Annotated in this window: 21 protein-coding genes; 10 read left to right on the plus strand and 11 right to left on the minus strand. The window is 65.1% G+C overall.

Features of this window, described 5'->3' with window-relative positions; translation table 11 throughout:
- Window positions 1-419: 419 nt before the first annotated feature.
- On the plus strand, window positions 420-5,153 hold the full coding sequence (gltB, locus tag ACYCVF_RS22135) for a glutamate synthase large subunit (protein WP_459600248.1): 4,734 nt from the start codon (window positions 420-422) through the stop codon (window positions 5,151-5,153).
- Window positions 5,154-5,298: 145 nt separating this feature from the next.
- Entirely contained in the window at window positions 5,299-6,750 is a 1,452-nt protein-coding gene (locus tag ACYCVF_RS22140; RefSeq protein WP_459600250.1) for a glutamate synthase subunit beta, read from the plus strand.
- Between the two features lie 168 nt (window positions 6,751-6,918).
- Here ACYCVF_RS22140 and ACYCVF_RS22145 read toward each other — a convergent pair whose 3' ends face one another.
- Complete coding sequence (locus ACYCVF_RS22145) at window positions 6,919-8,664, minus strand: outer membrane beta-barrel protein (protein ID WP_459600252.1); 1,746 nt, start codon at window positions 8,662-8,664, stop codon at window positions 6,919-6,921.
- A gap of 191 nt (window positions 8,665-8,855) precedes the next feature.
- Here ACYCVF_RS22145 and ACYCVF_RS22150 point away from each other — a divergent pair, with 191 nt between their 5' ends.
- Window positions 8,856-9,863: a KpsF/GutQ family sugar-phosphate isomerase gene (locus tag ACYCVF_RS22150; protein ID WP_459600254.1), complete on the plus strand. Its 1,008-nt coding sequence runs from the start codon at window positions 8,856-8,858 to the stop codon at window positions 9,861-9,863.
- A gap of 97 nt (window positions 9,864-9,960) precedes the next feature.
- On the opposite strand, the gene ACYCVF_RS22155 is transcribed toward ACYCVF_RS22150, so the two are convergent.
- On the minus strand, window positions 9,961-10,512 hold the full coding sequence (locus tag ACYCVF_RS22155; RefSeq protein WP_459600256.1) for a carboxymuconolactone decarboxylase family protein: 552 nt from the start codon (window positions 10,510-10,512) through the stop codon (window positions 9,961-9,963).
- 71 nt (window positions 10,513-10,583) lie between these two features.
- Between ACYCVF_RS22155 and ACYCVF_RS22160 the strand changes: the two genes are divergently transcribed.
- On the plus strand, window positions 10,584-10,910 hold the full coding sequence (locus ACYCVF_RS22160; RefSeq protein ID WP_459600258.1) for a winged helix-turn-helix transcriptional regulator: 327 nt from the start codon (window positions 10,584-10,586) through the stop codon (window positions 10,908-10,910).
- Between the two features lie 41 nt (window positions 10,911-10,951).
- Here ACYCVF_RS22160 and ACYCVF_RS22165 read toward each other — a convergent pair whose 3' ends face one another.
- The 3 genes from ACYCVF_RS22165 to hemH form a co-directional block, all read right to left on the minus strand.
- Window positions 10,952-11,395 (minus strand): NfeD family protein, encoded by a 444-nt coding sequence (locus ACYCVF_RS22165; protein ID WP_459600260.1) that lies wholly within the window; start codon window positions 11,393-11,395, stop codon window positions 10,952-10,954.
- Between the two features lie 16 nt (window positions 11,396-11,411).
- Window positions 11,412-12,413 (minus strand): SPFH domain-containing protein, encoded by a 1,002-nt coding sequence (locus ACYCVF_RS22170; RefSeq protein ID WP_459600262.1) that lies wholly within the window; start codon window positions 12,411-12,413, stop codon window positions 11,412-11,414.
- 162 nt (window positions 12,414-12,575) lie between these two features.
- The gene (gene hemH, locus ACYCVF_RS22175) at window positions 12,576-13,613 is read right to left on the minus strand and encodes a ferrochelatase (protein WP_459600264.1); all 1,038 of its coding nucleotides are present in this window, start codon (window positions 13,611-13,613) and stop codon (window positions 12,576-12,578) included.
- Window positions 13,614-13,695: 82 nt separating this feature from the next.
- On the opposite strand from hemH, the gene ACYCVF_RS22180 reads away from it, so the two are divergent.
- Entirely contained in the window at window positions 13,696-14,094 is a 399-nt protein-coding gene (locus ACYCVF_RS22180) for an MAPEG family protein (protein WP_459600265.1), read from the plus strand.
- Between the two features lie 7 nt (window positions 14,095-14,101).
- Here ACYCVF_RS22180 and ACYCVF_RS22185 read toward each other — a convergent pair whose 3' ends face one another.
- From ACYCVF_RS22185 to ACYCVF_RS22200, 4 genes are all read right to left on the minus strand, one after another.
- Entirely contained in the window at window positions 14,102-14,539 is a 438-nt protein-coding gene (locus ACYCVF_RS22185; protein ID WP_459600267.1) for an acyl-CoA thioesterase, read from the minus strand.
- Between the two features lie 147 nt (window positions 14,540-14,686).
- A complete protein-coding gene (locus tag ACYCVF_RS22190) occupies window positions 14,687-15,811 on the minus strand; it encodes a nickel/cobalt transporter (RefSeq protein ID WP_459600269.1) in 1,125 nt (374 codons plus the stop codon).
- Window positions 15,808-16,446 (minus strand): DUF1007 family protein, encoded by a 639-nt coding sequence (locus ACYCVF_RS22195; protein ID WP_459600271.1) that lies wholly within the window; start codon window positions 16,444-16,446, stop codon window positions 15,808-15,810. Before ACYCVF_RS22195 ends, ACYCVF_RS22190 begins: the two co-directional genes overlap by 4 nt.
- Window positions 16,446-18,527, minus strand: a complete 2,082-nt coding sequence (locus ACYCVF_RS22200; RefSeq protein WP_459600273.1) for a M3 family metallopeptidase — start codon at window positions 18,525-18,527, stop codon at window positions 16,446-16,448. Before ACYCVF_RS22200 ends, ACYCVF_RS22195 begins: the two co-directional genes overlap by 1 nt.
- 135 nt (window positions 18,528-18,662) lie before the next feature.
- Between ACYCVF_RS22200 and ACYCVF_RS22205 the strand changes: the two genes are divergently transcribed.
- From ACYCVF_RS22205 to ACYCVF_RS22225, 5 genes are all read left to right on the plus strand, one after another.
- Window positions 18,663-18,917: a hypothetical protein gene (locus ACYCVF_RS22205; RefSeq protein WP_166818617.1), complete on the plus strand. Its 255-nt coding sequence runs from the start codon at window positions 18,663-18,665 to the stop codon at window positions 18,915-18,917.
- Window positions 18,918-19,591: 674 nt separating this feature from the next.
- The gene (locus tag ACYCVF_RS22210; protein WP_459600275.1) at window positions 19,592-20,734 is read left to right on the plus strand and encodes a type III PLP-dependent enzyme; all 1,143 of its coding nucleotides are present in this window, start codon (window positions 19,592-19,594) and stop codon (window positions 20,732-20,734) included.
- Between the two features lie 131 nt (window positions 20,735-20,865).
- Entirely contained in the window at window positions 20,866-21,453 is a 588-nt protein-coding gene (locus tag ACYCVF_RS22215; RefSeq protein ID WP_459600277.1) for a GNAT family N-acetyltransferase, read from the plus strand.
- 142 nt (window positions 21,454-21,595) lie between these two features.
- On the plus strand, window positions 21,596-21,985 hold the full coding sequence (locus tag ACYCVF_RS22220) for a RidA family protein (RefSeq protein WP_459600867.1): 390 nt from the start codon (window positions 21,596-21,598) through the stop codon (window positions 21,983-21,985).
- A 65-nt stretch (window positions 21,986-22,050) separates the two neighbouring features.
- Complete coding sequence (locus ACYCVF_RS22225) at window positions 22,051-23,493, plus strand: homospermidine synthase (RefSeq protein WP_459600279.1); 1,443 nt, start codon at window positions 22,051-22,053, stop codon at window positions 23,491-23,493.
- A 57-nt stretch (window positions 23,494-23,550) separates the two neighbouring features.
- Here ACYCVF_RS22225 and ACYCVF_RS22230 read toward each other — a convergent pair whose 3' ends face one another.
- Together ACYCVF_RS22230 and ACYCVF_RS22235 are read right to left on the minus strand one after the other, a co-directional pair.
- Window positions 23,551-23,880, minus strand: coding sequence for a hypothetical protein (locus tag ACYCVF_RS22230; protein ID WP_459600869.1), 330 nt, complete (start codon window positions 23,878-23,880; stop codon window positions 23,551-23,553).
- Between the two features lie 99 nt (window positions 23,881-23,979).
- Window positions 23,980-24,696: an MgtC/SapB family protein gene (locus ACYCVF_RS22235; protein ID WP_459600281.1), complete on the minus strand. Its 717-nt coding sequence runs from the start codon at window positions 24,694-24,696 to the stop codon at window positions 23,980-23,982.
- Window positions 24,697-24,713: the final 17 nt, after the last annotated feature.

Genomic DNA, 24,713 nt, shown 5'->3' on the forward strand with positions numbered 1-24,713 from the left:
GGGGTTGATCCGAAGCTTCATTGGGGATTTCGGCGCGCGCGGGGCCGGATCGGGGCGCGTTTGCTTCAAAACCGGGGCCGCGCAACTTTCGGAAAGCGATTGATTGACATATCGGGAATCGGGACTTCCGCACGCTTGTGTGCTAGACAAAAATTTGGCAAGGTGATGGTTAGGACAGGAAAGCTGTCTCAATTTTGCTTGCGGTTCCGGCACAGGGATTGCAACGAGAACCGGTGCTCTCGAGCGCCGGCAAGGTACCAGGCAAAGCCGTTCTCGGGGACGAAGAACGCCTAGGCCTGAATTTAAGAAAATGCGGCTCGCTAACGGACGAGCGGTGACCCAGAGGCGGGTGCCGCGGAACGCCCAAGGTGCGCCGAAGATGGCGGTGAGGCAGCTTGCCGCATGGAGAGGACGGAACAATGAACGGGTCGCAATTCGAGCGCGCAAACATCGTGGCAGAAGAACTGTCGGCGACGGTCGCCTCGAAAACGACCGATCCGATTCAGGAGCACAATTCGCGCCCCAAAGCCGAGGGTCTGTACGATCCGAGCCTGGAGAAGGACAGCTGCGGCGTCGGCTTCATCGCCAACATCAAGGGCAAGAAGTCGCACGAGATCGTCTCGGACGCGCTGAGCATCCTCTGCAATCTCGAGCATCGCGGCGCCGTCGGTGCCGATCCGCGCGCCGGTGACGGCGCCGGGATCCTGGTGCAGATCCCGCACGCCTTCTTCAGCCGCAAGGCGAAGGAGCTCGGCTTTGCGCTGCCCAACCCGGGCGAATATGCCATTGGCGCGCTGTTCATGCCGCGCGACACCGCCTGGCGCAACGTCATCAAGAGCATCATCGCCGACCAGATCAAGGAGGAGGGCCTGACCCTGCTCGGCTGGCGCGACGTGCCGACCGACAATTCCTCGCTCGGCGTCACCGTGAAGCCGACCGAGCCCGCCTGCATGCAGGTGTTCATCGGCCGCAACGGCACCGCCAAGACCGAGGACGAGTTCGAGCGCCGGCTCTACATCCTGCGCAAGTCGATCTCTCAGGCGATCTACCAGCGCCGCGACCGTGGCCTTGCCGGCTATTACCCCTGCTCGATGTCCTGCCGCACCGTGATCTACAAGGGCATGTTCCTCGCCGATCAGCTCGGCAAGTACTATCCCGATCTGCACGAGAAGGATTTCGAGAGCGCTCTGGCGCTCGTTCACCAGCGCTTCTCGACCAACACCTTCCCGGCCTGGTCGCTGGCGCATCCCTACCGCATGATCGCACATAACGGCGAGATCAACACGCTGCGCGGCAACGTCAACTGGATGGCGGCGCGGCAGGCCTCGGTCAGCTCCGAGCTCTACGGCAAGGACATCAACCGGCTCTGGCCCATCTCCTATGAAGGCCAGTCGGACACCGCCTGCTTCGACAACGCGCTCGAATTCCTGGTGCAGGGCGGCTACTCGCTGCCGCATGCCGTGATGATGATGATTCCGGAGGCCTGGGCGGGCAATCCCTTGATGGATGAGAAGCGCCGCGCCTTCTACGAATATCACGCCGCGCTGATGGAGCCGTGGGACGGCCCCGCCGCGATCGCCTTCACCGACGGCCGCCAGATCGGCGCCACGCTCGACCGCAACGGCCTGCGGCCGGCGCGCTACCTCGTGACCAAGGACGACCGCATCGTGATGGCGTCCGAAATGGGCGTGCTGACGATCCCCGAGGACCAGATCATCACCAAGTGGCGCTTGCAGCCCGGCAAGATGCTGCTGGTCGATCTCGAGCAGGGCCGCCTGATCCCGGACGACGAGATCAAGGCCGAACTCGCCAGGAGCCATCCCTACAAGGAGTGGCTGGAGCGGACCCAGATCGTGCTGGAGGAGCTACCGAAGGTTGCGACCACCGGCGTGCGCTCGAACCTGTCGTTGCTCGATCGCCAGCAGGCGTTCGGCTACAGCCAGGAAGACATCACCATCCTGATGACGCCGATGGCGGCCACCGGCGAGGAAGCCGCGGGCTCGATGGGCAACGACACGCCGATCTCGGCGCTGTCGGACAGGGCCAAGCCGCTGTTCACCTACTTCAAGCAGAACTTCGCGCAGGTCACCAACCCGCCGATCGACCCGATCCGCGAAGAGCTGGTGATGAGCCTCGTCTCCATCATCGGGCCGCGGCCGAACCTGTTCGACCTGCAGGGCATGGCCACGACCAAGCGCCTCGAAGTGCGCCAGCCGATCCTGACCGACGCGGATCTGGAAAAGATCCGCTCGATCTCCGAGGTGGCGGAATCGCACTTCAAGTCGCGCACGCTCGACACCACCTTCCACGCCGGGCTCGGCGCCGCGGGCATGGACCAGGTGCTGGACGAGCTCTGCGCGCGCGCGGAAAGCGCGGTGCGCGAGGGTGTCAACATCATCATCCTGTCCGACCGCATGGTCGGTACCGACCGCGTGCCGATCCCCTCGCTGCTGGCCTGCGCCGCGGTGCATCACCATTTGATCCGCACCGGCCTGCGCACATCGGTCGGCCTCGTCGTCGAATCCGGCGAGCCGCGCGAGGTGCACCACTTCGCCTGCCTCGCCGGCTACGGCGCCGAAGCGATCAATCCCTACCTCGCGTTCGAAACCATCATCGCGATGAAGGACCGCCTGCCCGGCTCGCTCGACGACTACGAGATCGTCAAGCGCTACATCAAGTCGATCGGCAAGGGCCTGCTCAAGGTGATGTCCAAGATGGGCATCTCGACCTACCAGTCCTATTGCGGCGCGCAGATCTTCGACGCGGTCGGCCTCAAGGCGGACTTCGTCGCGAAGTTCTTCGCGGGCACACACACCCGCGTCGAGGGCGTCGGTCTGGCCGAGATCGCGGAAGAGGCCGTGCGCCGCCATGCCGACGCGTTCGGCGAGGCACTCGTCTACAAGAGCGCCCTCGATGTCGGCGGCGAGTATGCCTATCGCAGCCGTGGCGAGGATCATGCCTGGACCGCCGAATCGGTGTCGCTGCTCCAGCACGCCGCGCGCGGCAATTCGCAGGAGCGCTACCGCGCCTTCGCAAAAATCCTCAACGAGCAGTCCGAGCGGCTGCTGACGCTGCGCGGCCTGTTCCGGATCAAGAACGCGGAGGAAGAGAAGCGCAAGCCGGTGCCGCTCGACCAGGTCGAGCCGGCCAAGGACATCGTCAAGCGTTTCGCGACAGGTGCGATGAGCTTCGGCTCGATCTCGCGCGAGGCGCACACCACGCTCGCGATCGCCATGAACCGGATCGGCGGCAAGTCGAACACCGGCGAAGGCGGCGAGGAAGCCGACCGCTTCAAGCCGATGCCGAACGGCGATTCCATGCGCTCGGCGATCAAGCAGGTCGCCTCCGGCCGCTTCGGCGTCACCACGGAGTATCTCGTAAACTCCGACATGATGCAGATCAAGATGGCGCAGGGCGCCAAGCCCGGCGAAGGCGGCCAGCTGCCCGGCCACAAGGTTGACGCGACCATCGCAAGGGTCCGGCACTCGACGCCGGGCGTCGGCCTGATCTCGCCGCCGCCGCACCACGACATCTACTCGATCGAGGACCTGGCGCAGCTGATCTACGACCTCAAGAACGTCAACCCGACGGGCGATGTCTCGGTCAAGCTCGTCTCCGAGATCGGCGTCGGCACCGTGGCCGCGGGCGTCGCCAAGGCGCGCGCCGACCATGTCACCATCGCGGGCTTCGAAGGCGGCACCGGCGCTTCGCCGCTGACCTCGATCAAGCATGCCGGCTCGCCCTGGGAGATCGGCCTCGCCGAAACCCACCAGACCTTGGTGCGCGAGCGGCTGCGCAGCCGCATCGTGGTCCAGGTCGACGGCGGCTTCCGCACCGGACGCGACGTCGTCATCGGCGCGCTGCTTGGCGCCGATGAATTCGGCTTCGCCACGGCGCCCTTGATCGCGGCCGGCTGCATCATGATGCGCAAGTGCCACCTCAACACCTGCCCGGTCGGCGTCGCCACCCAGGACCCCGTCCTGCGCAAGCGCTTCACCGGCCAGCCCGAACACGTGATCAACTACTTCTTCTTCGTCGCGGAGGAAGTCCGCGAGATCATGGCCTCGCTCGGCTTCCGCACCTTCAACGAGATGGTCGGCCAGGTGCAGCTGCTCGACCAGACCAGGCTCGTTGCGCACTGGAAGGCCAAGGGCCTCGACTTCTCCAAGCTGTTCGTCAGGCAGAAGGAAGAGAAGGGCCAGAAGATCTATCACTCCGAGCGCCAGAACCACCATCTCGAAGCGGTGCTCGACCGCACGCTGATCGAGCGGGCGCAGCCCGCGCTCGACCGGGGCGCGCCGGTGAAGATCGAGGCTACGATCAACAGCACCAACCGTTCGGCGGGTGCGATGCTGTCGGGCGCGGTCGCCAAGATCTACGGCCATGCCGGCCTGCCGCACGACACCATCCATGTCAGCCTCAAGGGCACCGCCGGACAGGCCTTCGGCGCGTGGCTCGCCCACGGCGTCACCTTCGAACTCGAGGGCGAAGGCAACGACTATGTCGGCAAGGGCCTCTCGGGCGGCAGGATCATCGTCAAGCCGCCGAGGAACTCCGCGATCGTGCCGGAAGAGAGCATCATCGTCGGCAACACCGTGATGTACGGCGCGATCGAGGGCGAGTGCTACTTCCGCGGCATCGCCGGCGAGCGTTTTGCCGTGCGTAATTCGGGCGCCGTCGCGGTGGTCGAAGGCGCGGGCGACCATTGCTGCGAATACATGACCGGCGGCATCGTGGTCGTGCTCGGCAAGACCGGGCGCAACTTCGCGGCCGGCATGTCCGGCGGCATCGCCTATGTGCTGGACGAGACCGGCGATTTCGACCGGCTGTGCAACATGGCGATGGTCGAGCTCGAACCGGTGCTGTCGGAAGAGCTGATCAATGCCGACGCCTACCACCATTCCGGTGACCTCGAGGCACACGGCCGGGTCGACGTGTTCAAGAATCTACTCGCCTCCGACGTCGAGCGCCTGCACGTGCTGATCTCGCGCCATGCCAAGGCGACCGGCTCCAAGCGTGCCGCCGACATCCTTGCCAATTGGAAGGAATGGCTGCCCAAGTTCCGCAAGGTGATGCCGGTCGAGTACCGGCGCGCGCTGCGCGAGATGGCCGCCAACGCGGACGCCGAGCCGAAAATCGCGATCGGGGCGTAAGGCATTACACCTCGTCATTGCGAGCGAAGCGAAGCAATCCAGAATCTCTCCGCGGAAAAAGACTGGATTGCTTCGTCGCTTCGCTCCTCGCAATGACGGTGAGAAAACAACGAGACGAATTTAAGCGGCAGGGACTTCGGGTTTAATGGGCAAGATCACGGGATTTCTGGAAATCGAACGGCACGACCGCAAGTACGCTCCGGTCGCCGAACGCGTGAAGCATTACAAGGAATTCGTCGTACCCCTGTCCGACAAGGAGGTGCGCGACCAGGCCGCGCGCTGCATGAACTGCGGCATTCCCTATTGCCACGGCACCGGCTCGGTGACGCCCGGCACGCCCGGCTGCCCGGTCAACAACCAGATCCCGGACTGGAACGACCTCGTCTATCAGGGCAATTGGGAAGAGGCCTCGCGCAACCTGCACTCGACCAACAATTTCCCGGAGTTCACCGGCCGGATCTGCCCCGCGCCGTGCGAGGCTTCCTGCACGCTCAACATCGACGACAACCCCGTCACCATCAAGACCATCGAATGCGCGATCGTCGACCGCGCCTGGGACAATGGCTGGCTGAAGCCGGAAGTGGCGACCGTGAAGACCGGCAAGAAGGTCGCCGTGATCGGCTCGGGCCCGGCCGGCATGGCCTGCGCGCAGCAGCTCGCGCGCGCCGGTCACGACGTCCACGTCTACGAGAAGTACGCAAAGGCTGGCGGCCTGCTGCGCTACGGCATCCCTGACTTCAAGATGGAGAAGGGCGTCATCGACCGCCGTGTGGCGCAGATGGAAGCCGAAGGCGTCACCTTCCACTACAACAGCCATGTCGGCGCAGACGGCAATGTCGATCCGCGCGAGATGCTGAACGAGTACGACGCGGTGGCGCTGACCGGCGGCGCCGAAGCCCCGCGCGACCTGCCGATCCCCGGCCGCGAGCTATCAGGCATCCACTACGCCATGGACTTCCTGCCGCAGCAGAACCGCCGCGTCTCCGAGGAGCCGCTCGGCGGCGTCCGGGAGATCCTGGCCGGCGGCAAGCATGTCGTCGTCATCGGCGGCGGCGACACCGGTTCGGACTGCATCGGCACCTCGCTGCGCCAGGGCGCGCTTTCGGTGACCCAGCTCGAGATCATGCCCGCCCCGCCCGAGCGCGAGAACAAGGGCCTGACCTGGCCGAACTGGCCGCTGAAAATGCGGACCTCGTCGAGCCAGGCCGAAGGCGCGATCCGTGAATACGCCGTGCTGACGCAGAATTTCTCGGGCGAGAACGGCAAGGTCAAGAAGCTGCACTGTGTGCGCGTCGACGACAAGTTCAAGCCGATGGCCGGCACCGAATTCGAGCTCGACGCCGACCTCGTCCTGCTCGCAATGGGCTTCGTCCATCCCGTGCACGAAGGTCTGCTCAAGCAGCTCGCGGTCGAGCTCGACCCCCGCGGCAACGTCAAGGCCAACACGCTCGACTACCAGACCTCGCGCCCGAACGTGTTCACCGCCGGCGACATGCGCCGCGGCCAGTCGCTGGTGGTGTGGGCGATCCGCGAGGGCCGGCTGTGCGCGCGCTCGATCGACACGTTCCTGATGGGGAAGACGGACCTGCCGCGGTAATTGAGCCAGTCATTCCGGGGCGCGCGAAGCGCGAGCCCGGAATCCATTTATCAACATACACCGACGCCCGATGGATTCCGGGTTCGCGCCAAGTAGCGCGCCCCTGAATGACAATCGGAGAGAGCCGCGCCTTCGGCTTCGTCTCATGAGACGCGAAAGCAAGCGCTCTCAATTCTGCAGCCTCACCCCGACCATCATCACCGTTCCCTGCGAGCTCGAGCCCGGCTGGTTCGAATCCAGGATGTCGTGGCGCAGGGTGCCCTTGATCCAGATGTTGCGATTGAGCTTGTAGATCAGGTTGCTCTCGAACGAGTAGGTCTTGTCGTTGCGATTCTGGCCCTGGTAATCGTAGGTGCCGTAGGTGAACTTGCCGACCGCCGTGAGCCAGCGGCGGAAGTCGTGGTCGACTTCGGCGGCGTAGGTGCGCACCAGGACGCCGGAGGAGCCGGGGATCGTGGTCTCCGCGATCTGCGTGTCGGTGAAGAATTTCACCGTGGTGAGGCCGCTCGCATTCCAGATCAGGGAGCCCGTGGTGAGGAAGCCCGCGAGCTGGCTGAGGCGCGGATCGGTATAATTGCGCGCGGAATAGCCGACCGAGATCTCGCCGATGAGGATGCGCGAGAATTCGAAGGAGGAGCCGACCTTGGCGTAGCCACCGTTGGAATCGCGGAAATAGCCGTTGCGGTCGGCGGCCTGGTCGTGAACGCGGGTGTCGCCCTGGATCTCGACGAAGGGTTTCAGGCCCGGCTTGAGATCATAGGAGAAGCGGCCGATGCCGCCATACTGGTTGAAGTCGCGGTCGGTGTTGGGAAACGTCGAACCATCCGTGAGTTTTGAATCGGTATACTGAGTGCGATCGATGGTGGCGCCGGCGGCGACCTGGAAGCGATTGAAGGTCTGGTCGAATCCGATCGTCGTGCCATAGGTGGCATAGACCGGATATCTCTGCAGGCCGGCCTGCACGTTCGGGCTGCCGGGATTGTCGGTGGCGAGCCGCAGGCGCATCTGCGAGAGGAGCTTGAAATCGCGGGTGACGTCGAGCCGACCATCGACGTGGCCGATGAAATTGGGGCGGTTGGCTTCGACCGGGGACGGCGAAGCGAAACCGTCGATCGTCGCCGGCATGTTGTTGGTGTAGCCCGAAAACGAGCCGCGCAGATCGGCGACCAGCGCATGGCGCTCCCAATCGGACACCACGAGGAGATCGGGCGCGATCACATAGGCCGGCGAACCGACAGGCCTGTTGAGGCGGGTCGGATTGGTGTCGTAGCCGGCGGAGAGCTCGAGCCCACCTTTGATCAGGAAGCTGCCGGCATAATCGCCGACGGCTCCGAAAGGATCCTCATCGGCCCTCAGGCGGCGACGCAGCGGCTGGCCGGGCACGATGCCCGCCATCGCCGCCGGCACTGGCGCCTTGTTCGCGGACGCGGATGGCGGCGGCGCAATCCGCGGCAGGCCGAGCGTCGTGACCGGCGGTGTTGCGGACGGCACCGGTGAGCCGGGACCGGCAGGACGCTTCGGCTTCGGCTGGCCGGGATAGAGCTTTGGCTGCTGCCGCTTGCGGTTGAGCGAATCGTAGCCTGAGCTGCTCGCTCCGGTGGCGGCGGGCAGGCCGTAGGTCGGGACCTGACCGATGCGCGAGGTCGCCGGCTTCTCGCGGGCCTTGCGCGGATCGGCATTGGGATCGGGCAACGCCGGCAATGAATCCGACGGCGCCTGCGGCACGCCCGCCGTGCGGCGCGTCGGCAGCATGTCGGGCGAAGCAAAACCGCCGCGGTTGGGATTGAACAGGTCGGGCGTGAGGCTCTGGGCGGCCACGGGGCCGCTTCCGAGGGTCGTCAGCGCCAGGCACGGCAAAGCGGCGCGCAGGAAACGCCTGCGCTTGCTCCGGCCCCTGCCTGGAGACGACCCCACGATTGAATAACTCCAACGAAATCAAACACTTCATGACGGACTCCGACCGGCTGGCGGGAACCATCGTTAATGGAGTTAAAACAATTATGGTTAATGACCGGTTGAGGGGGTTGGGGCGCGCGTCGCCTCACCGGTCGGGGCGTGCTAAGCAGGCGCCAACGGGCGAACGCCTCTCCTCCCTGGACCAGAACATGCCGAGTTCGAAACCGCTGATGACCGCAGCATCCGGCCCCACTCCCGATAGCGTCGAATCCGCGCTCCGCACGCTGGAGACGGAGAGCGGCGGCATCAATGCGCTCGCAGCCGCCCTGCGCGGCCCGCTGGGCGAAACCTTCGCGAGGGCGGTCGAACTGATCCGGCACGCCAAGGGCCGCGTCATCGTCACCGGCCTCGGCAAATCCGGCCACATGGGGCGCAAGATCGCCGCGACGCTCGCCTCGACCGGCACGCCCGCCTTCTTCGTGCACGCCGCTGAAGCCGGCCATGGCGATCTCGGCATGATCACGCCCGACGACGTCATCATGGCGCTGTCCTGGTCCGGCGAGCAGCCGGAGATGAAGAACCTCGTGAACTATTCGGCGCGGTTCGCCATCCCCATGATCGCGGTGACGTCGAACGCGGCCTCCTCGCTCGGCCAGGCCGCCGACCTCGTCATCGAGCTGCCGAAGGCGCGCGAGGCCTGCCCGCACAATCTGGCGCCGACCACCTCGACCTTGATGCAGGCCGCGATCGGTGACGCAATCGCGATCGCGCTGCTGGAGGGGCGCGGCTTCACTGCGCTGGAGTTCGCGCATTTCCACCCCGGCGGCAAGCTGGGCGCGATGCTGAAATTCGTCCGCGACTACATGCGCACAGGCGCGGAGATTCCGCTCAAGCCCGAAGGCACCAAGATGTCGGAGGCGGTGGTCGAGATGTCGGCCAAGGGGCTCGGCTGCGTCTGCATCGTCAACGAAGCGGGCGAGGCCGTCGGCATCATCACCGATGGCGATCTGCGCCGCCACATGCGGCCCGACCTGCTGACGGTGACAGTCGATGAGATCATGACGAAGCAGCCCAAGTCCGTGCCGCCCTCGATGCTCGCGACCGAAATGATCGAGGTGCTGAACACCCGCAAGATCACGACGCTGCTGGTGACGGAGGCGGGCAAGGTGGTCGGCATCGTGCATCTGCACGATCTGCTGCGCGCGGGCGTGGCGTAGCTTCAAGCACAGTCATTCCGGGGCGATGCGAAGCATCGAACCCGGAATCTCGAGATTCCGGGTTCACGCTTCGCGTGCCCCGGAATGACAGCGAGGGCTAGGCCGGAAACCGCGCCGCCTTCTCCTCCAGCGGCAAGCGCAGCCCGTTCGCCAGATACGACACCGTGCGGTAGAATCCGCAGAGCAGCATGATCTCGAGGATCTGCGCCTCGTCGTAATGTGCGGAGAGCGTGGCAAACTCGGCGTCGTCGAGCGTCGCGCGGTGATGCAGCGCGTCTACCGCCGCGATCAGCGCCTGTTCGGCGGGTGACCAGCAGGTTGAAGTGGCATCGCCCTGCACGGTGGCGCGGATCTCTTCCTCGCTGAGCCGCGCAGGCCCGGCGAAGACAGCGACATGCACGCCCCATTCATACTCGCATTTGTTCAGCGCACAGGTGCGGTCGATGACGATCTCGCGCTGGCGCAGCGAGAGCGGGCCGGGATCGAGCAGGCCGCCGGCACGAAACTTGTCCCAGGCGCGGCTATGGCCCGCCATCACCCGGAACAGCACCAGCGGCGGCGCACCGCGCATGATGCGGTCGAACTGGGCCTTGATCTCCGGGGGATAAGGTGGCGTGAGCGGGGCGATGCGCGGTGCGGCTTCGGACATAGGCCGGCTCCTGTGCTACATTTACAGTAGCAATACGCTACATTATTTGTAGCACGACGCAAGAGGCGACGATGGAGAAACAGGCTGGCCCGAAGACACGCAACGTGCGCGGCTCGCGCGCCGGTCGACCGATCATGGCGTTGCTCGACCTGCTCGGCCGGCGCTGGAGCCTGCGCATATTATGGGAGTTGCGCGAACAGCCCCTCACCTCGCGCGCGTTGCGCAGCGCCTGCGACGAGGCCTCGCCGACGGTGCTGCAGGCGCGACTGACCGAACTGCGCGAGGCGGGCTTCGTGGAGCTGGGTGACGGCGGAGGCTATGGGCTGACGGCCTTGGGGCGGGAATTGTGCGAAACGTTCATGCCGCTGCACCGGTTTGCGGAGAGGTGGAAGAGGTAGCGCTTCTCTTACCCTCCCCCGGAGCGGGAGGGTGAGAGCGATTACGCCGCGGCGACCGTCAGGTTCGCGCCGTCGACCTGCACCACCTTCACCCGCGTTCCCGCGGGCGTATCCGGGCCTGCAACCCGCCACACCGTGTCGCCGATGCGCACGGTGCCTGAGCCGCCGATGATCGGCTTCTCGAGCGTGAACTCGCGCCCCAGCAGCGCCTCGCTGCGCTTGTTGAGGAAGGGGCTGCCGCTCGCATCCGGCTTCGGCCGGGCAAGGCGGCGCCACACCGGCACGGCGGCAGCGGCGAAGATCGCGAACATGACGAGCTGGATCTGCCAGGATATGACGACCGTGAACGATATCAGCCCGACCAGCAGCGCAGCCAGCCCGAGCCAGAACAGGAAGATGCCCGGCGCCAGCACCTCCAGCGCCATCAGGACGAAGCCGAAGATCAGCCAGTTCCAGGTGCCGAGCGATACGAACATGTCGGTCATGATACGACCTCTCTCACTATCCCTGCCGTGGCGGCACCGCCGGCGGCGTGCTGCCGGTCGGCGGCAATGAGCCAGGGCGGCGCGCAGCCGCTGCAGAGGCCGCGCCTTCGCCGAATGTGGCCTTGGCGATCTCTCCGATGCCGGCGAGCGAGCCCAGCATGCTCATCGCTTCGACCGGAAGCATGATGACCTTCTGGTTCGGCGAGTCCGCCAGCTGCCCGAACGCCTTGATATACTTGTCGGCGATGAAATAGTTCAATGCGGCGACGTCGCCCTTGGAAATCGCTTCGCTCACCATCTGGGTGGCCTTCGCCTCGGCTTCCGCCGAACGCTCGCGCGCCTCGGCGTCGCGGAACGCCGCTTCCTTGCGGCCTTCCGCCTGGAGGATCTGGCCCTGCTTGGCGCCCTCGGCGCGCAGGATCTCGGACTGGCGCTGGCCTTCGGCGGCGAGGATGTCGGCGCGCTTGACGCGCTCGGCCTTCATTTGCCGGCCCATGGCCTCGACCAGATCGGCAGGCGGCACGATGTCCTTGATCTCTATGCGGTTGACCTTGATGCCCCAGGGCGAGACCGCGGCGTCGACGACGCGGAGCAGGCGCTCGTTGATCTCGTCGCGATGCGACAGCACCTGGTCGAGATCCATCGAGCCCATCACCGAGCGGATGTTGGTCATGGTGAGGACCGTGATCCCCTGGTTGAGATTGGCGACCTCGTAGCTCGCCTTTGCGGCATCGAACACCTGGTAGAAAGCGACGCCGTCCACCGTCACGGTGGCGTTGTCCTTGGTGATGACCTCCTGCTCGGGAATGTCGATCACCTGCTCCATCATATTGATCTTGCGCCCGACGCGGTCGAAATAGGGCACGATCAGATTGAGGCCGGGGCTGAGCGTCTGGGTGTATTTGCCGAACCGTTCGATGGTCCAGTCATAACCCTGCGGCACCGTCTTCACGCCGGCCACCAGCGTGACGATGACGAGCAACACCAGAACAATCGCGAAAATGTCGAAACCGCTCATATTTCCTCCAAGGCAGGAAAATCCTTTTCCCGCGCCGTCATTGGTCGGGTTCGCAACCCTAGCGGTTCAGCGGCCGCAGTTCACGTCGGTATGCTGCCGCGAGTGCGGCGCGCGAACGTCCCGGACGCGCCCGAAGTTCGCGGCGGAGCGTGGAGGCACCCGTCAGATCCAGCCCTGAAGCTCGCGCAGCACCAGGGTACGGATCACGTCCATGCCTGGGACGCTGTCGTTGAGGCAGGGGATCGCGGAAAACTGGTCGCCGCCATTGTGCACGAAGATCTCGGCATTCTCCTGCGCGATCTCCTCCAGTGTCTCCAGACAATCGGCGGAAAAGCCCGGCGTCACCACCGCGATGCGGCGCACACCCTCTTTCGCAAGCCGCTCCATCGTCTTGTCTGTGTAGGGCTGGAGCCACTCTTCATTGCCGAAACGGGACTGAAACGTCAGCAGCAGCTTGGTCTCGTCCATGCCAAGGCGGCGGCGCAGCGCCTCGGTGGTTGCGACGCAGTGGCTCTGGTAGGGGTCGCCCTTGTCGACATAGGATTTCGGCATGCCGTGGAAGGAGGCGACGATCAGCTCCGGCTTGAACGGCAGGCTCGCCAGATGAGTCTCGATCGAGGTCGCGAGCGCCTCGATATAGGCCGCGTCCTCGTAATAGGGCGGCGTCACCCGCAGCGTCGGCTGGTTGCGCAAGCGGCCCAGCACGCGGAACACTTCGTCGCAGACGGTCGCCGAGGTCGAGGCGGAGTATTGCGGATAGAGCGGCACGGCGAGGATTCGCTCGCAGCCTTTCGCGATCAGCCCGTCGATACCCGCCTTGATCGAGGGATTGCCGTAGCGCATCGCCCAGTCCACCACGACGTGGCTGCGATCCGACAGCGCGGCCGCGAGCTTTTCGGCTTGCGACCGCGTGATCGTCTTCAGCGGCGACTCGTCTTTCTCTGTGTTCCAGATCTTCTGGTAATCGAGCGCCTTGGTGCGGGGACGGCTGCGCAGGATGATGCCATTCAGCACCAGCTTCCAGATCAGGCCCTGGTCCTCGATGACGCGGGCGTCGCTGAGGAACTCCTTCAGATAGACACGCACCCCCGGGGCGTCGGCCGTATCGGGCGTGCCGAGATTGATCAGGAGCACGCCGACGCGCGGCATTGCGGATTGGGCGACCGGTTTCGCGGTCTCGATGGGGACGACGCTGGTCATGGTTCTGTGGGTCGCGCTTTGGTCCGAACTTGTCAAGATGAGGCCGGGTTCGCTAGGGTCGCACCCAAGCGGGGGAGGAAAGATGACACTCGCGGAATGGTGCGTCCTCGGAGCGTTGCTGCTTTACCTCTTAACGATCGCGTCGATCAAATGGATCAGGCTTCGCCACTTCGACAATTCCCGGCCGCGCGACCCCGCCTTCTATGAGGACGCCCTCTCGCAACGCGCTCTCGGCGCGCACCAGAACGGCATCGAGACGTTTCCGTTCTTCGCCTTCGCGGTGCTGCTCGCCGAATACAGGGACTCGCCGCAGCGGCTGATCGACGAGCTCGCGGCGCTCTTCCTGATCGTGCGGATCGCCTATGTACTGACCTATCTCGGCAACCGTCCGACGCTGCGCTCAATCCTCTGGAGCATCGGCTTTGCGATCAATCTCGGGATCTTCTTCATGCCGGCCTTGAAGCAATTTCTGCCGGTGTGAGGCGGCATCACGCCGCCAGATGACGTTCCCGCGTCGCGATCAGCGCCCGCATCGATGCCGGGATCGTGACCGGACGATGGGTCTCCTGGTTGGTGTAGACCCAGACGATCTCGCCGGTCACCAGCGCGTCAGTGCCGTCCTTCAGGAAAATGGCGAGCTCGAAGACGAGGCTCGAATTGCCAATCCGTGCCACGCGTACGCCGACGTCGAGCTCCCAGTCGAAGCGGACCGGCGCCCTGTATTCGATGACGGACTTGACGACGTGGAAATCGATGCCGATCGCCTGCGCGTCCGCATATTGGTCAAAGCCAAGCGCGCGGAAGTACTCCGTGATGCCAGTGTCGAAATAGGTCAGGTAATGGGCGTTGAAAACGACGCCCTGACCATCGATCTCGGAATAGCGCACCCGCAACGGATGAAAGAACCAGAAATCTTCGCGCGGCATTCAATCCCCCGACCGAGACGCTGTTGATCTGTCCGTTTGAATAAAGGACCTGAGGGAGTTCGCAAAGCCGACGGCTCTCGTCTGCCGAACGCGGTGCAGCGCCCGTCGAAGGGACGCTGCGCTGCGTCCACGGCACGAGAGCTTCCCTCAGAAGCACGTCGTCCGTTCAGCCGCAATGTAGCCGAACAACAGGCCGACGCCGAACAGCAGGACAAGGCCGGCGGCACCGAATTCGACGCCGCGCATGAACAGCGCACCGCCGCCGTCGCGCCCCGCGCTGAGACGCTGCGCGATGTCCTTGGCGGAGACGGCGATGACTGCGATGGCCGCGACCGTGATCGCGGTGCCGAGACCCATCAGGAACGTTGCGGCGACGCCGGTCCAGAACAGGCCCTGCGCCAGCGCAAACACCAGCACCAGAATTGCCCCCGAGCAGGGGCGGATGCCGACGGTCAGGATCGCAGCGAACCCGCGCCGCCAGCCTCCGGGGCCAGCGAGTTCGCTGGGAGTCGGACCGTGCGAATGGCCGCAATGCTCGTCATGGACGTGACCATGCCCGTGGTCATGGTGAGCGTGACTGTGGCCATGGTGGTGATCATGCCCGTGGTCGTGGTCGTGATGAGCATGGGCATCACGGGGATGATGGTGATCGTGATCATGATGGTGCGGCACGCCCGCAATCGCCGGCACCGGCTGGGCGGCCTGAAGCGCGCGGATGAAGGCGCCGCCCTTGACCCAGACCAGGCGCAGGCCGAACAGCGCGATCAGCGCATAGCTCGCGATCTCGATCACCCCTTCCGCCTTGCACATGGTCTTTGCGGTCGCATTCAGGATCCAGGCCGAAATGCCGACGATGAGGATCGCCACCAGCGACTGCATCAGGGCGGAGGCGAAGGACAGCGCAATGCCGCGCCGCGCCGTCTCGCGGTTGGCAACCAGATAGGAGGCGATCACCGCCTTGCCGTGGCCGGGACCGGCAGCGTGAAAGATGCCATAGGCAAACGAGATGAGCAGCAGCGTCCACACCGCCGAGCCGTCGGACTTCGCGGCGCGGATGGTCGCCGACATCTGGCGATAGAATTCCGATTGTTTTGCCAGGAGCCAGCCGATCAGGCCACCCGCCTCGGGGGCGGCCGCCTGCTGGGTGCGCGGCGCGCCGAACGGATTTTGCGCGAGCAGATCGTGAAGCGCGGCATCGGCCGCGGTCACGACCAGCAGGACAGCGGCGCAGGCGAGCAGCCCGCGGGCAAGCGGAGAGAGTTGCAGCTTCAAGGGCAATCCACCGTGATCTTGTTGGCGAACATCATGCCGAAGTTCGAATTCTCGCCGTTCAGGAAAGTCTGCTCGTTCAGCTTCTGCGCGCTCGCGGTGCCGTCGTTCGGCCGCTCGAGCTTCATCTGGCAGCCCGCGGGCGCGCCGACCAGCTTGACCGGATTGTCCTTGGCCATCTGGAAGTCGATGAAGAAGGAGCGGTCGAACACTTCGAGCACCAGCTGCTTGGGCTTGACCGGATTCTTCAGCGGCAGCGTGAAGTGCAGGGTCAGCACCGTGTCCTTGTAGTCGAGGAAGTAGTCGACCGGCTCCTGGAAACGCTCCTTCTTGCCGTCGGCTCGCGCAAAGGTGAAGTAGGCGTACTCCTTGAGCGATTCGACATTGGTTTGCGCCAGCGGCCCGAGCTCCTCGCGGGTATAGGCCCCCTTGGTCTTGCTCTCGAGTCCCTGCACCGCATAGGACGAGAACATGTCATCGAAGGTCCAGGCGTGGCGGACGCCGGTAATGGTCCCGTCGGCGGCATAGAGCAGCTCGCTGGTCGCGGTGATCCAGACATGCGGATGCGCTCGCGCCGCACCCGCCGCGAGTGACAGGCCGGCGGCAAGCAGCAGACCGAGAAGGACACGCATGCCCATCAGGCCGCCTTGGGGGTTTCGAGCAGGCCGCGGCGGCGCAGCAGCGCATCCGGCTCCGGCGGGCGGCCGCGGAAGGCCTCATAGGCGGCCTCCGGATCGACCGATCCGCCCGAGGCGTAGATGTCGTCGTGCAAACGCCTGGCGACCACGGGATCGAAGATGTCCCCGGCCTCCTCGAAAGCGCCGAAGGCATCGGCGTCCATCACCTCCGACCACATGTAGCTGTAATAGCCCGCGGCATAGTGGTCGCCGGTGAAGATGTGGCCGAACTGCGTGGGACGATGCCGCAGCGCGATCTCCTCGGGCATGCCGATCTTCTCCAGCTCGCGTCTCTCGAAGGCGCGGACATCCTGCGCGGCGGCGGCCGGCTGGGTGTGGAACTCGAGGTCGATCAGCGCCGAGGAGACGAACTCGACCGTGGCAAAGCCCTGGTTGAACTTTCGCGCGGCGAGGAACCGTTGCAGCAGCTCGTCCGGCAGCGGCTCGCCGGTCTGGTAATGGCGGGCGAACTTTTGCAGCACCTCGGGCCGCTCCTGCCAGTGCTCGTAGAGCTGGGACGGAAGCTCGACGAAGTCGGTGAACACGGAGGTGCCCGACAGCGATGGGTAGGTCACGTTGGAGAGCATGCCGTGCAGGCCGTGGCCGAATTCGTGGAACAGGGTGCGGGCATCGTCGGGCGACAGCAGCGAAGGCTCGCCGCCGGCGCCCTTGGCGAAATTGCAGATGTTGAGAACGAGCGGCGCGACGTCGCCGTCGAGCTTCTGCTGGTCGCGCAGCGAGGTCATCCAAGCGCCGGAGCGCTTCGAGGGCCGGGCGAAGTAGTCGCCATAGAACAGCGCCTTGTGCTTGCCGTCCCTGCCCTTCATCTCCCAGACCCTGACGTCGGGGTGCCAGACCGGAACGTCCTTGCGTTCCTCGAAGGTGACGCCGAACAGGCGCGTGGCGCAATCGAAGGCGGCGGCGATCATGTTGTCGAGCGAAAGGTAGGGCTTGATCGCCGCGTCGTCGAAATTGGCGCGCTGAAGGCGCAGCTTCTCGGCGTAGAAGCGCCAGTCCCAGGGCGCAAGATTGAAGTTGCCGCCCTCTTCCGCGATCAGCGCCTGCATCTCGTCGCGGTCGGCGAGCGCGCGTGCCCTTGCCGGCTTCCAGACCCGCTCCAACAGGCCCCGCACCGCTTCCGGCGTCTTGGCCATGGAATCTTCGAGCCGGTAGGCGGCGAAAGTCGGGTAGCCCAGGAGCTTGGCGCTTTCCTCGCGCAGCTTCAGGATCTCGACAATGGTCCCATTGTTGTCATTGGCGTTGCCGTTGTCGCCACGCGCGGTGAACGCATTGTAGACCTTCTCGCGCAGCTCACGCCGGGCAGAGCTCTTCAGGAACTGCTCGACCGAGGAACGCGACAGCGTGACGATGGCCTTGCCTTCCATGCCCCGCTCTTCTGCCGCAGCCTTGGCGCCGGCGACAAAGCTCTCCGGAAGGCCCTCGCGATCGGCCTCCCCGAGCTCCATGAACCAGTCCTGCTCGTCGCCGAGCAGATGGTGGCTGAAGCCGGTGCCGAGCTGGGCGAGCCTCTCGTTGATCTCGGCCATCCGCGTCTTGGCCTCCTCGGAGAGACCGGCGCCGGAGCGGTGGAAGCGGGTGTAGGTGCGCTCCAGCAGGCGAAGCTGCTCCGGGGTGAGCCCAAGATCGGCGCGGTTCTCGTGCAACTGGGCGATGCGGCCAAACAGCACGGCGTTCATTACGATCGGATTCCAGTGCCGCGCCATCCGCAAGGAGACCTCCTTGTCGATCTCCAGGATGGCCGGGTTGGAATGCGCCGAGACGAGGTCGTAGAAGACCGCCGCGACCTTGCTCAGCAGCTTGCCCGAGCGCTCCAGCGCCGTGACGGTGTTGGCGAAGTCGGGCGCCGCCGGATCGCTGGTGATCGCCGCGATCTCGGCGGCGTGGTCGGCAAAGGCCTGCTCAAAGGCCGGCAGGAAGTGCTCCGGCTTGATCTCGTCGAAGGGCGGGGTCGCAAACGGCGTCACCCAGGCCTCCAGCAGCGGGTTGGTCTCGGTGTCCGTAATTTGGCGGGATTCTGACATCACAAGTCCGATTTTCCTGGCTCGATTGTTGCGGTCAGCTATAGCACGCGATGGGGCTTTTTTGGGCCGTTTGCCCTTGCTCCCGGCCGCCTTTTCGGGGAGATTGCGGCCCTCGAAGCTACGGACCCTGAGCTCATGAACGCGCCCGCCTCCTCTTCCCGCCAGATCGTCTGGCCCAGCGTCATCACCGTCATCAGCGCCGCCATCCTGATCGGCGCGGAGGTGTTCGGCGCTGCCTTTGCCGGCGGCTGGGCGCTCGCGATCCTGTTCGGACTCGGCGACCAGGGCGCGCACATCCTCCAGGCGGTGCTGTTCGCACTCGGCGTGCTCGTGATGACCGCCTTCGTCCGCGCAGCGCAGCGCATCGAGCCCTTCACGAAGCGCGGCTGACGCTTCTCGCGCGCGAGAGACTCCGCGCGCCGCGAAAAACTTAACGCCAGTTCATCTTCCGCGTCGCTCGCGCAACACTGCGCAAGCAGATGTTAGGCAATTCTGTTCTCAGCCTAAAAAAATTCTTGCGAAGCAGAGTCAAAACGCTTATGTGCGCTCTTGCCCAATTTCGCACGTGCCTGTGGTCGTGTGTCAGTCGGTAGGTATCCGGACAAGAGGCCGGACAGCCGCCAAGGGGTGAAGAAGCCGAGGGGCTCTTCGGAAGTGCGGAAGTCGCGAGACTGAAGAAGTCGAACGACCGACAGCAAACCGGAGCGTCCAGCATCTCTCTCAAGAGATGCCTTGTCGAAGGTGACTTCACTCTTTGCAACCGTGACTGGCAGCCGGAGGCGAACCGGCGCACCCCGCTCTCAACGGGGGACGCGACTTAAAGCAACGACGGATCGGGCTTTTTTGGTCTCTACCGGCAGTCCAACGCCGGCGCGGGCTACTGAAAAGGCTTGTCCTTCATTGCCAGGTGTGCGGGCGGGAAATTCCCAACCAATCCACGGCAGCACTGTCTGGTTTGAGTCTTTGGCTTCGTTGCGCCTCCATCGCGCAATCCGGCCAGAGCGCTCTTATCCGACGTCATTTTTTGAACGGATCCCCGTCGCTGGGCCGTTTGGGAGAGTGCTATGACCGAACGTATTCAGGAATTCCTGCGCAACCGCCGCAGCGAGGGCCGGGACACCGAGCCTTGCCTCGTCGTCGACCTCGAGGTCGTGCGCGACAATTACCAGACCTTTGCCAAGGCGCTGCCCGACAGCCGCGTGTTCTATGCCGTCAAGGCGAACCCGGCGCCGGAAGTGCTGAGCCTGCTCGCCTCCATGGGCTCCTGCTTCGACACCGCGACCGTCGCCGAGATCGAGATGGCGCTGGCCGCGGGTGCGACGCCCGACCGCATCTCCTTCGGCAACACGATCAAGAAGGAGCGCGACATCGCGCGCGCCTTCGCGCTCGGCATTCGGCTGTTCGCGGTCGACTGCGCCGCCGAGGTCGAGAAGGTCGCCCGTGCCGCCCCCGGCGCGAAGGTGTTTTGCCGTATCCTCTATGACTGCGCCGGCGCCGAGTGGCCGCTGTCGCGCAAGTTTGGCTGCGACCCGGAGATGGCCGTCGATGTGCTCGACGTCGCCAAGCGCCTGGGGCTGGAGCCGTGCGGCATCTCCTTCCATGTCGGCTCGCAGCAGCGCAAGGTAAAGGCGTGGGACCGTGCGCTGGCGATGGCCTCGCAGGTGTTCCGCGACTGCGCCGAGCGCGGCATCAACCTGTCCATGGTAAACATGGGCGGCGGCTTTCCGACCAAGTACCTGAAGGACGTGCCGCCGGTGGTCACCTATGGCCGCTCGATCTTCCGCGCGCTCCGCAAGCACTTCGGCAACCAGATTCCGGAGACCATCATCGAACCGGGCCGCGGCATGGTCGGCAACGCCGGCATCATCGAATCCGAGGTCGTGCTCATCTCGAAGAAGAGCGACGAGGACGAGGTCCGCTGGGTCTATCTCGACATCGGCAAGTTCGGCGGTCTCGCCGAGACGATGGACGAGTCGATCCGCTACGCCATCCGCACCAGTCACGACGGTGCGGACATGACGCCGTGCGTGCTCGCAGGTCCGACCTGCGACAGCGCCGACGTGCTGTACGAGAAGAGCCCGTATCCGCTCCCCGTCACGCTCGAGATCGGCGACAAGGTGCTGATCGAAGGCACCGGGGCCTATACGTCGACCTACTCGTCGGTGGCGTTCAACGGCATCCCGCCGCTGAAGACGTACCACATCTGATCCGCCTCTCCGTCTGAGGCCTGACGAACCCCGGGAGCCGGTCCGCCGGCTCCCTTCCTGACATTGCCATTCTGACGACGCTTGAGTCCGCGTGCCCCTGGCGCGCGGAATCGAGCGGGGACTGACGCGCCATGACCGCTCCTCGGAAGCCACAGATCGCCCTCACCTCGAAAGCCGCTCCGTTCGCAATCCGCTGCGAGCGTGCTGCCGACGTCGCGACGCGTGAAGCGCTGCTCGATGCCTGCTTTGGCGAGAATCGCCACGGCCGCACCTGCCAGCGCCTGCGCGACGGGCGCGCACCTGCCGCAGGGCTCGCCCTGTCGGCCGTGCGCGAGGGCAAGCTCGTGGGAACCGTGCGGCTGTGGCACGTCAGCGCTGGAGGCAGGCCCGCTCTGGTCCTCGGACCGTTGGCGGTCGACCCTGCCTGCCGCGCGCTCGGGATTGGCGCCGCGCTGATGCATCAGGCGCTGGCTGCCGCCCGGGCACGCGGGCATGCCGCCGTGATCCTGCTCGGCGACGCGCCTTATTACGCCCGTTTCGGCTTCTCGGCGGAGAAGACCGGCGCGCTGTCGCTGCCCGGCCCGTTCGAGCGCGACCGGCTGCTCGCGATCGAATTCCTCGACGGCGCGCTGACTGGTGCCGAAGGGATGATCGTCCCGACCGGCACGGCCCTGCCCAGACGGAGGGCGGTTCGCGCCCTCGAAGCTCACGCGGCCTGAGAGATCGCCTTCATAGCAAAGGGCGCAGCCGTGCTGAGCGGCAGCGCCCAAACGCGCCTGCGCTGGCTTCCTTTGGGGTTGCACAGGCGAGGGAAACGCCCTTTAACCCCACGAAACATCCCATCCGTCGAGGCCCATGACCATGTCCCGTCGTCTGATCTCCACCGGCTCCCCGCTCGAGAAGACCGTCGGCTACAGCCGCGCCGTGATCGACGGCGACTTCGCCTTCGTCGCTGGAACGACCGGCTATGACTACACCACGATGACGATGCCGGCCGATGTCACGAGCCAGTCACGCAACTGCTTCAAGAGCATCGAAGCCGCCCTGAAGGAGGGCGGATTCGAGATGGCCGATATCGTCCGTGCGACCTACTACGTCACCGACGTAAGCTACATCGATGCCCATTTCGCCGTCTGCGGCGAGGTTCTCGGTGACATCAGGCCGGCGGCGACGTTGCTGGTCGTCACCGCCCTCGCCAAGCCCGAGATGAAGGTCGAGATCGAAGTCACCGCCAAGCGCCGCAGCACCTAGCAGGCGCCGCAGCGCCTGATCCACCCCCTTCCCATTCTGCCTGCACTTTCCGGAGAAACCATCCCATGAGCCCCGCCTCGCAGATCTACGCGAAGATCACCGGACCCATCGTCATGGTCGGCTTCGGCTCCATCGGCAAAGGCACGTTGCCGCTGATCGAACGGCATCTCGACTACGACAAGTCGCGCATCACCGTGCTCGATCCCAAGGACGAGGGCCGCAAGGCGCTTTGCGAGAAGCACAATGTCAGGTTCATCCAGAAGGGCCTGACCAAGGACAATTACCGCGAGGTGCTGACCCCGCTGCTCACCGAGGGCGGCGGCCAGGGTTTTTGCGTCAACCTCTCGGTCGATACCGGCTCGACCGACATCATGGAGCTCTGCAACGAGCTCGGCGCTCTCTACATCGACACCGTCAACGAGCCCTGGCTCGGCTTCTATTTCGACTCGTCGAAGGGCCCGGAAGCGCGCTCCAACTACGCCCTTCGCGAAGTGACGCTGGCCGCCAAGAAGGCGCGCCCGGCGGGCTCGACGACGGCCGTCTCCTGCTGCGGCGCCAATCCCGGCATGGTCTCCTTCTTCGTCAAGCAGGCGCTGCTCAATGTCGCCGCTGACCTCAAGCTCAACGCCCCCAAGCCCAAGACCAAGGCCGAATGGGCGGATCTGATGCGGCAGGCCGGCATCAAGGGCATCCACATCGCCGAACGCGACACCCAGCGCTCCAAGACGCCGAAAGAGCCTGATGTCTTCGTGAACACCTGGTCGGTGGAAGGCTTCCTGTCGGAAGGCGTACAGCCGTCCGAACTCGGTTGGGGCACCCATGAAAAATGGATGCCCGAGAATGCACATACCCACGAAGCCGGCTGCGGCGCCGCCATCTATCTGATGCAGCCCGGCGCCAACACGCGCGTGCGCACCTGGTGCCCGACCCGCGGCGCGCAGTATGGCTTCCTCGTCACCCACAACGAGTCGATCTCGATCGCGGATTACTTCACCGTGCGTGACGCATCGGGCACGGCGGTCTATCGGCCGACCTGCCACTATGCCTACCATCCGGCTGACGATGCCGTGCTGTCACTGCATGAAATGTTCGGCCGCGCCGGGAAGATGCAGGAAAAGCACCATATCCTCGACGAGAACGAGATCGTCGACGGCATCGACGAGCTCGGCGTGCTGCTGTTCGGCCATGACAAGAACGCCTATTGGTATGGCTCGCAGCTCTCCATCGAAGAGACCCGCAAGCTCGCGCCCTATCAGAACGCCACCGGCCTGCAAGTCACCTCCGCCGTGCTCGGCGGCATGGTGTGGGCGCTGGAGAACCCGAACGAAGGCATCGTCGAGGCCGACGAGATGGATTTCGATCGTCTCCTGGAGATCCAGCTGCCCTATCTCGGCCCGGTGAAGGGCTTCTACACCGACTGGACGCCGCTGACGGATCGCCCGGGACTGTTTCCGGAAGATATCGACACGAGCGACCCCTGGCAGTTCCGGAACGTTCTGGTGCGGTGACAACCAAGCGCTCATGCCCGGGCTTGTCCCGGGCATGGCGCTCACTGCGAGCTTCTCCTACTTCTCCTTCATCGGCGGCGCGATCTTCTCCGCCGGAGCCGGCGGCAGCGCCGGCTTGGTCGCGGCGCCCTGCGTCTCGGAATCCGGCCGCGCGGGCTCTGGCGCTGGCGTGGTCGGCCGATCACCGCCAGGCCTGGATTCCGCGGGCACCTTGCTCTGTTCGTCGGACGGGGTGCCTTGGAGCGGTGGCGTCGCCTGTGCCAGTTCCATCCGGCTTTCGGCACGGATTTGGGCGAGTGACATCACCGACACCACGACACCTGCTGCGAAGAGCGAGCAGGCGATCATCAGGTCACGTTTCAGTCTGCGATTGCCATTGCCGATCATGTCGATCACCGCCTTTTCAGCAGGATCAACGAAATTGCGCGACGGCAGTTCCGCAAAGGCCGAGACGGGAACCTGACCACCGCGCGCCAAAACGCCGCGCTAATCGGTCGTGCTGACCTCCCACGTCGCGTGCCGCACGCCCGGCAAATGCTGCAAATCCGTCGCCACCGCGTTCAGCTCGTTTGGATCGACCGCGCTCGCGACCAGCTTTGCGACGATCTCCAGAACATCCTCGCCGATCTCGACCACGTCGACATCGGCCACCGGATATTTGGCGGCCTCGAGCTTGTCGATCAGCCGGTCGCGCATGTCCGGCAGGGCGTCAGTCGCCACCGCGAGCTTGAAGTAGTAGGTGGCCTCAGAGGTTTTCTCGTTCAGCGGAATGCGGTTGATGGCGTTGACCAGCGGACGCAGCAGCGTGTTGCCGGCGATGACGAAGAAGGTGAGCGCAGTCGCCTGCGCGACCATGTCGGCGCCGGCGCAGGAGCCGACCGCGGCCGAGGCCCACAGCGTCGCTGCGGTGTTGAGGCCGCGCACGTCCATGCCCTGCTTCATGATGACGCCGGCCCCCAGGAAGCCGATGCCGGAGACGACATAGGAGATCACCCGCACCGCGCCGTCGGCCGCGGTCAGATGCATCGCGAGATCGACGAAGGCGGCGGCGCCGACCGCGACCAGCACGTTGGTACGCAGGCCCGCCGTGCGCTGGCGGTACTGCCGCTCGGCCCCGATCAGCGTCCCCAGCACGAAGGCCGTGAACAGGCTGATCAGCGTGTCGCCGAAGTCGGCAAGCTGGAAGGTCGTCAGGAACCGCATGGCCCCCTATACGGCCA

Source organism: Bradyrhizobium cedriense (assembly GCF_054602315.1).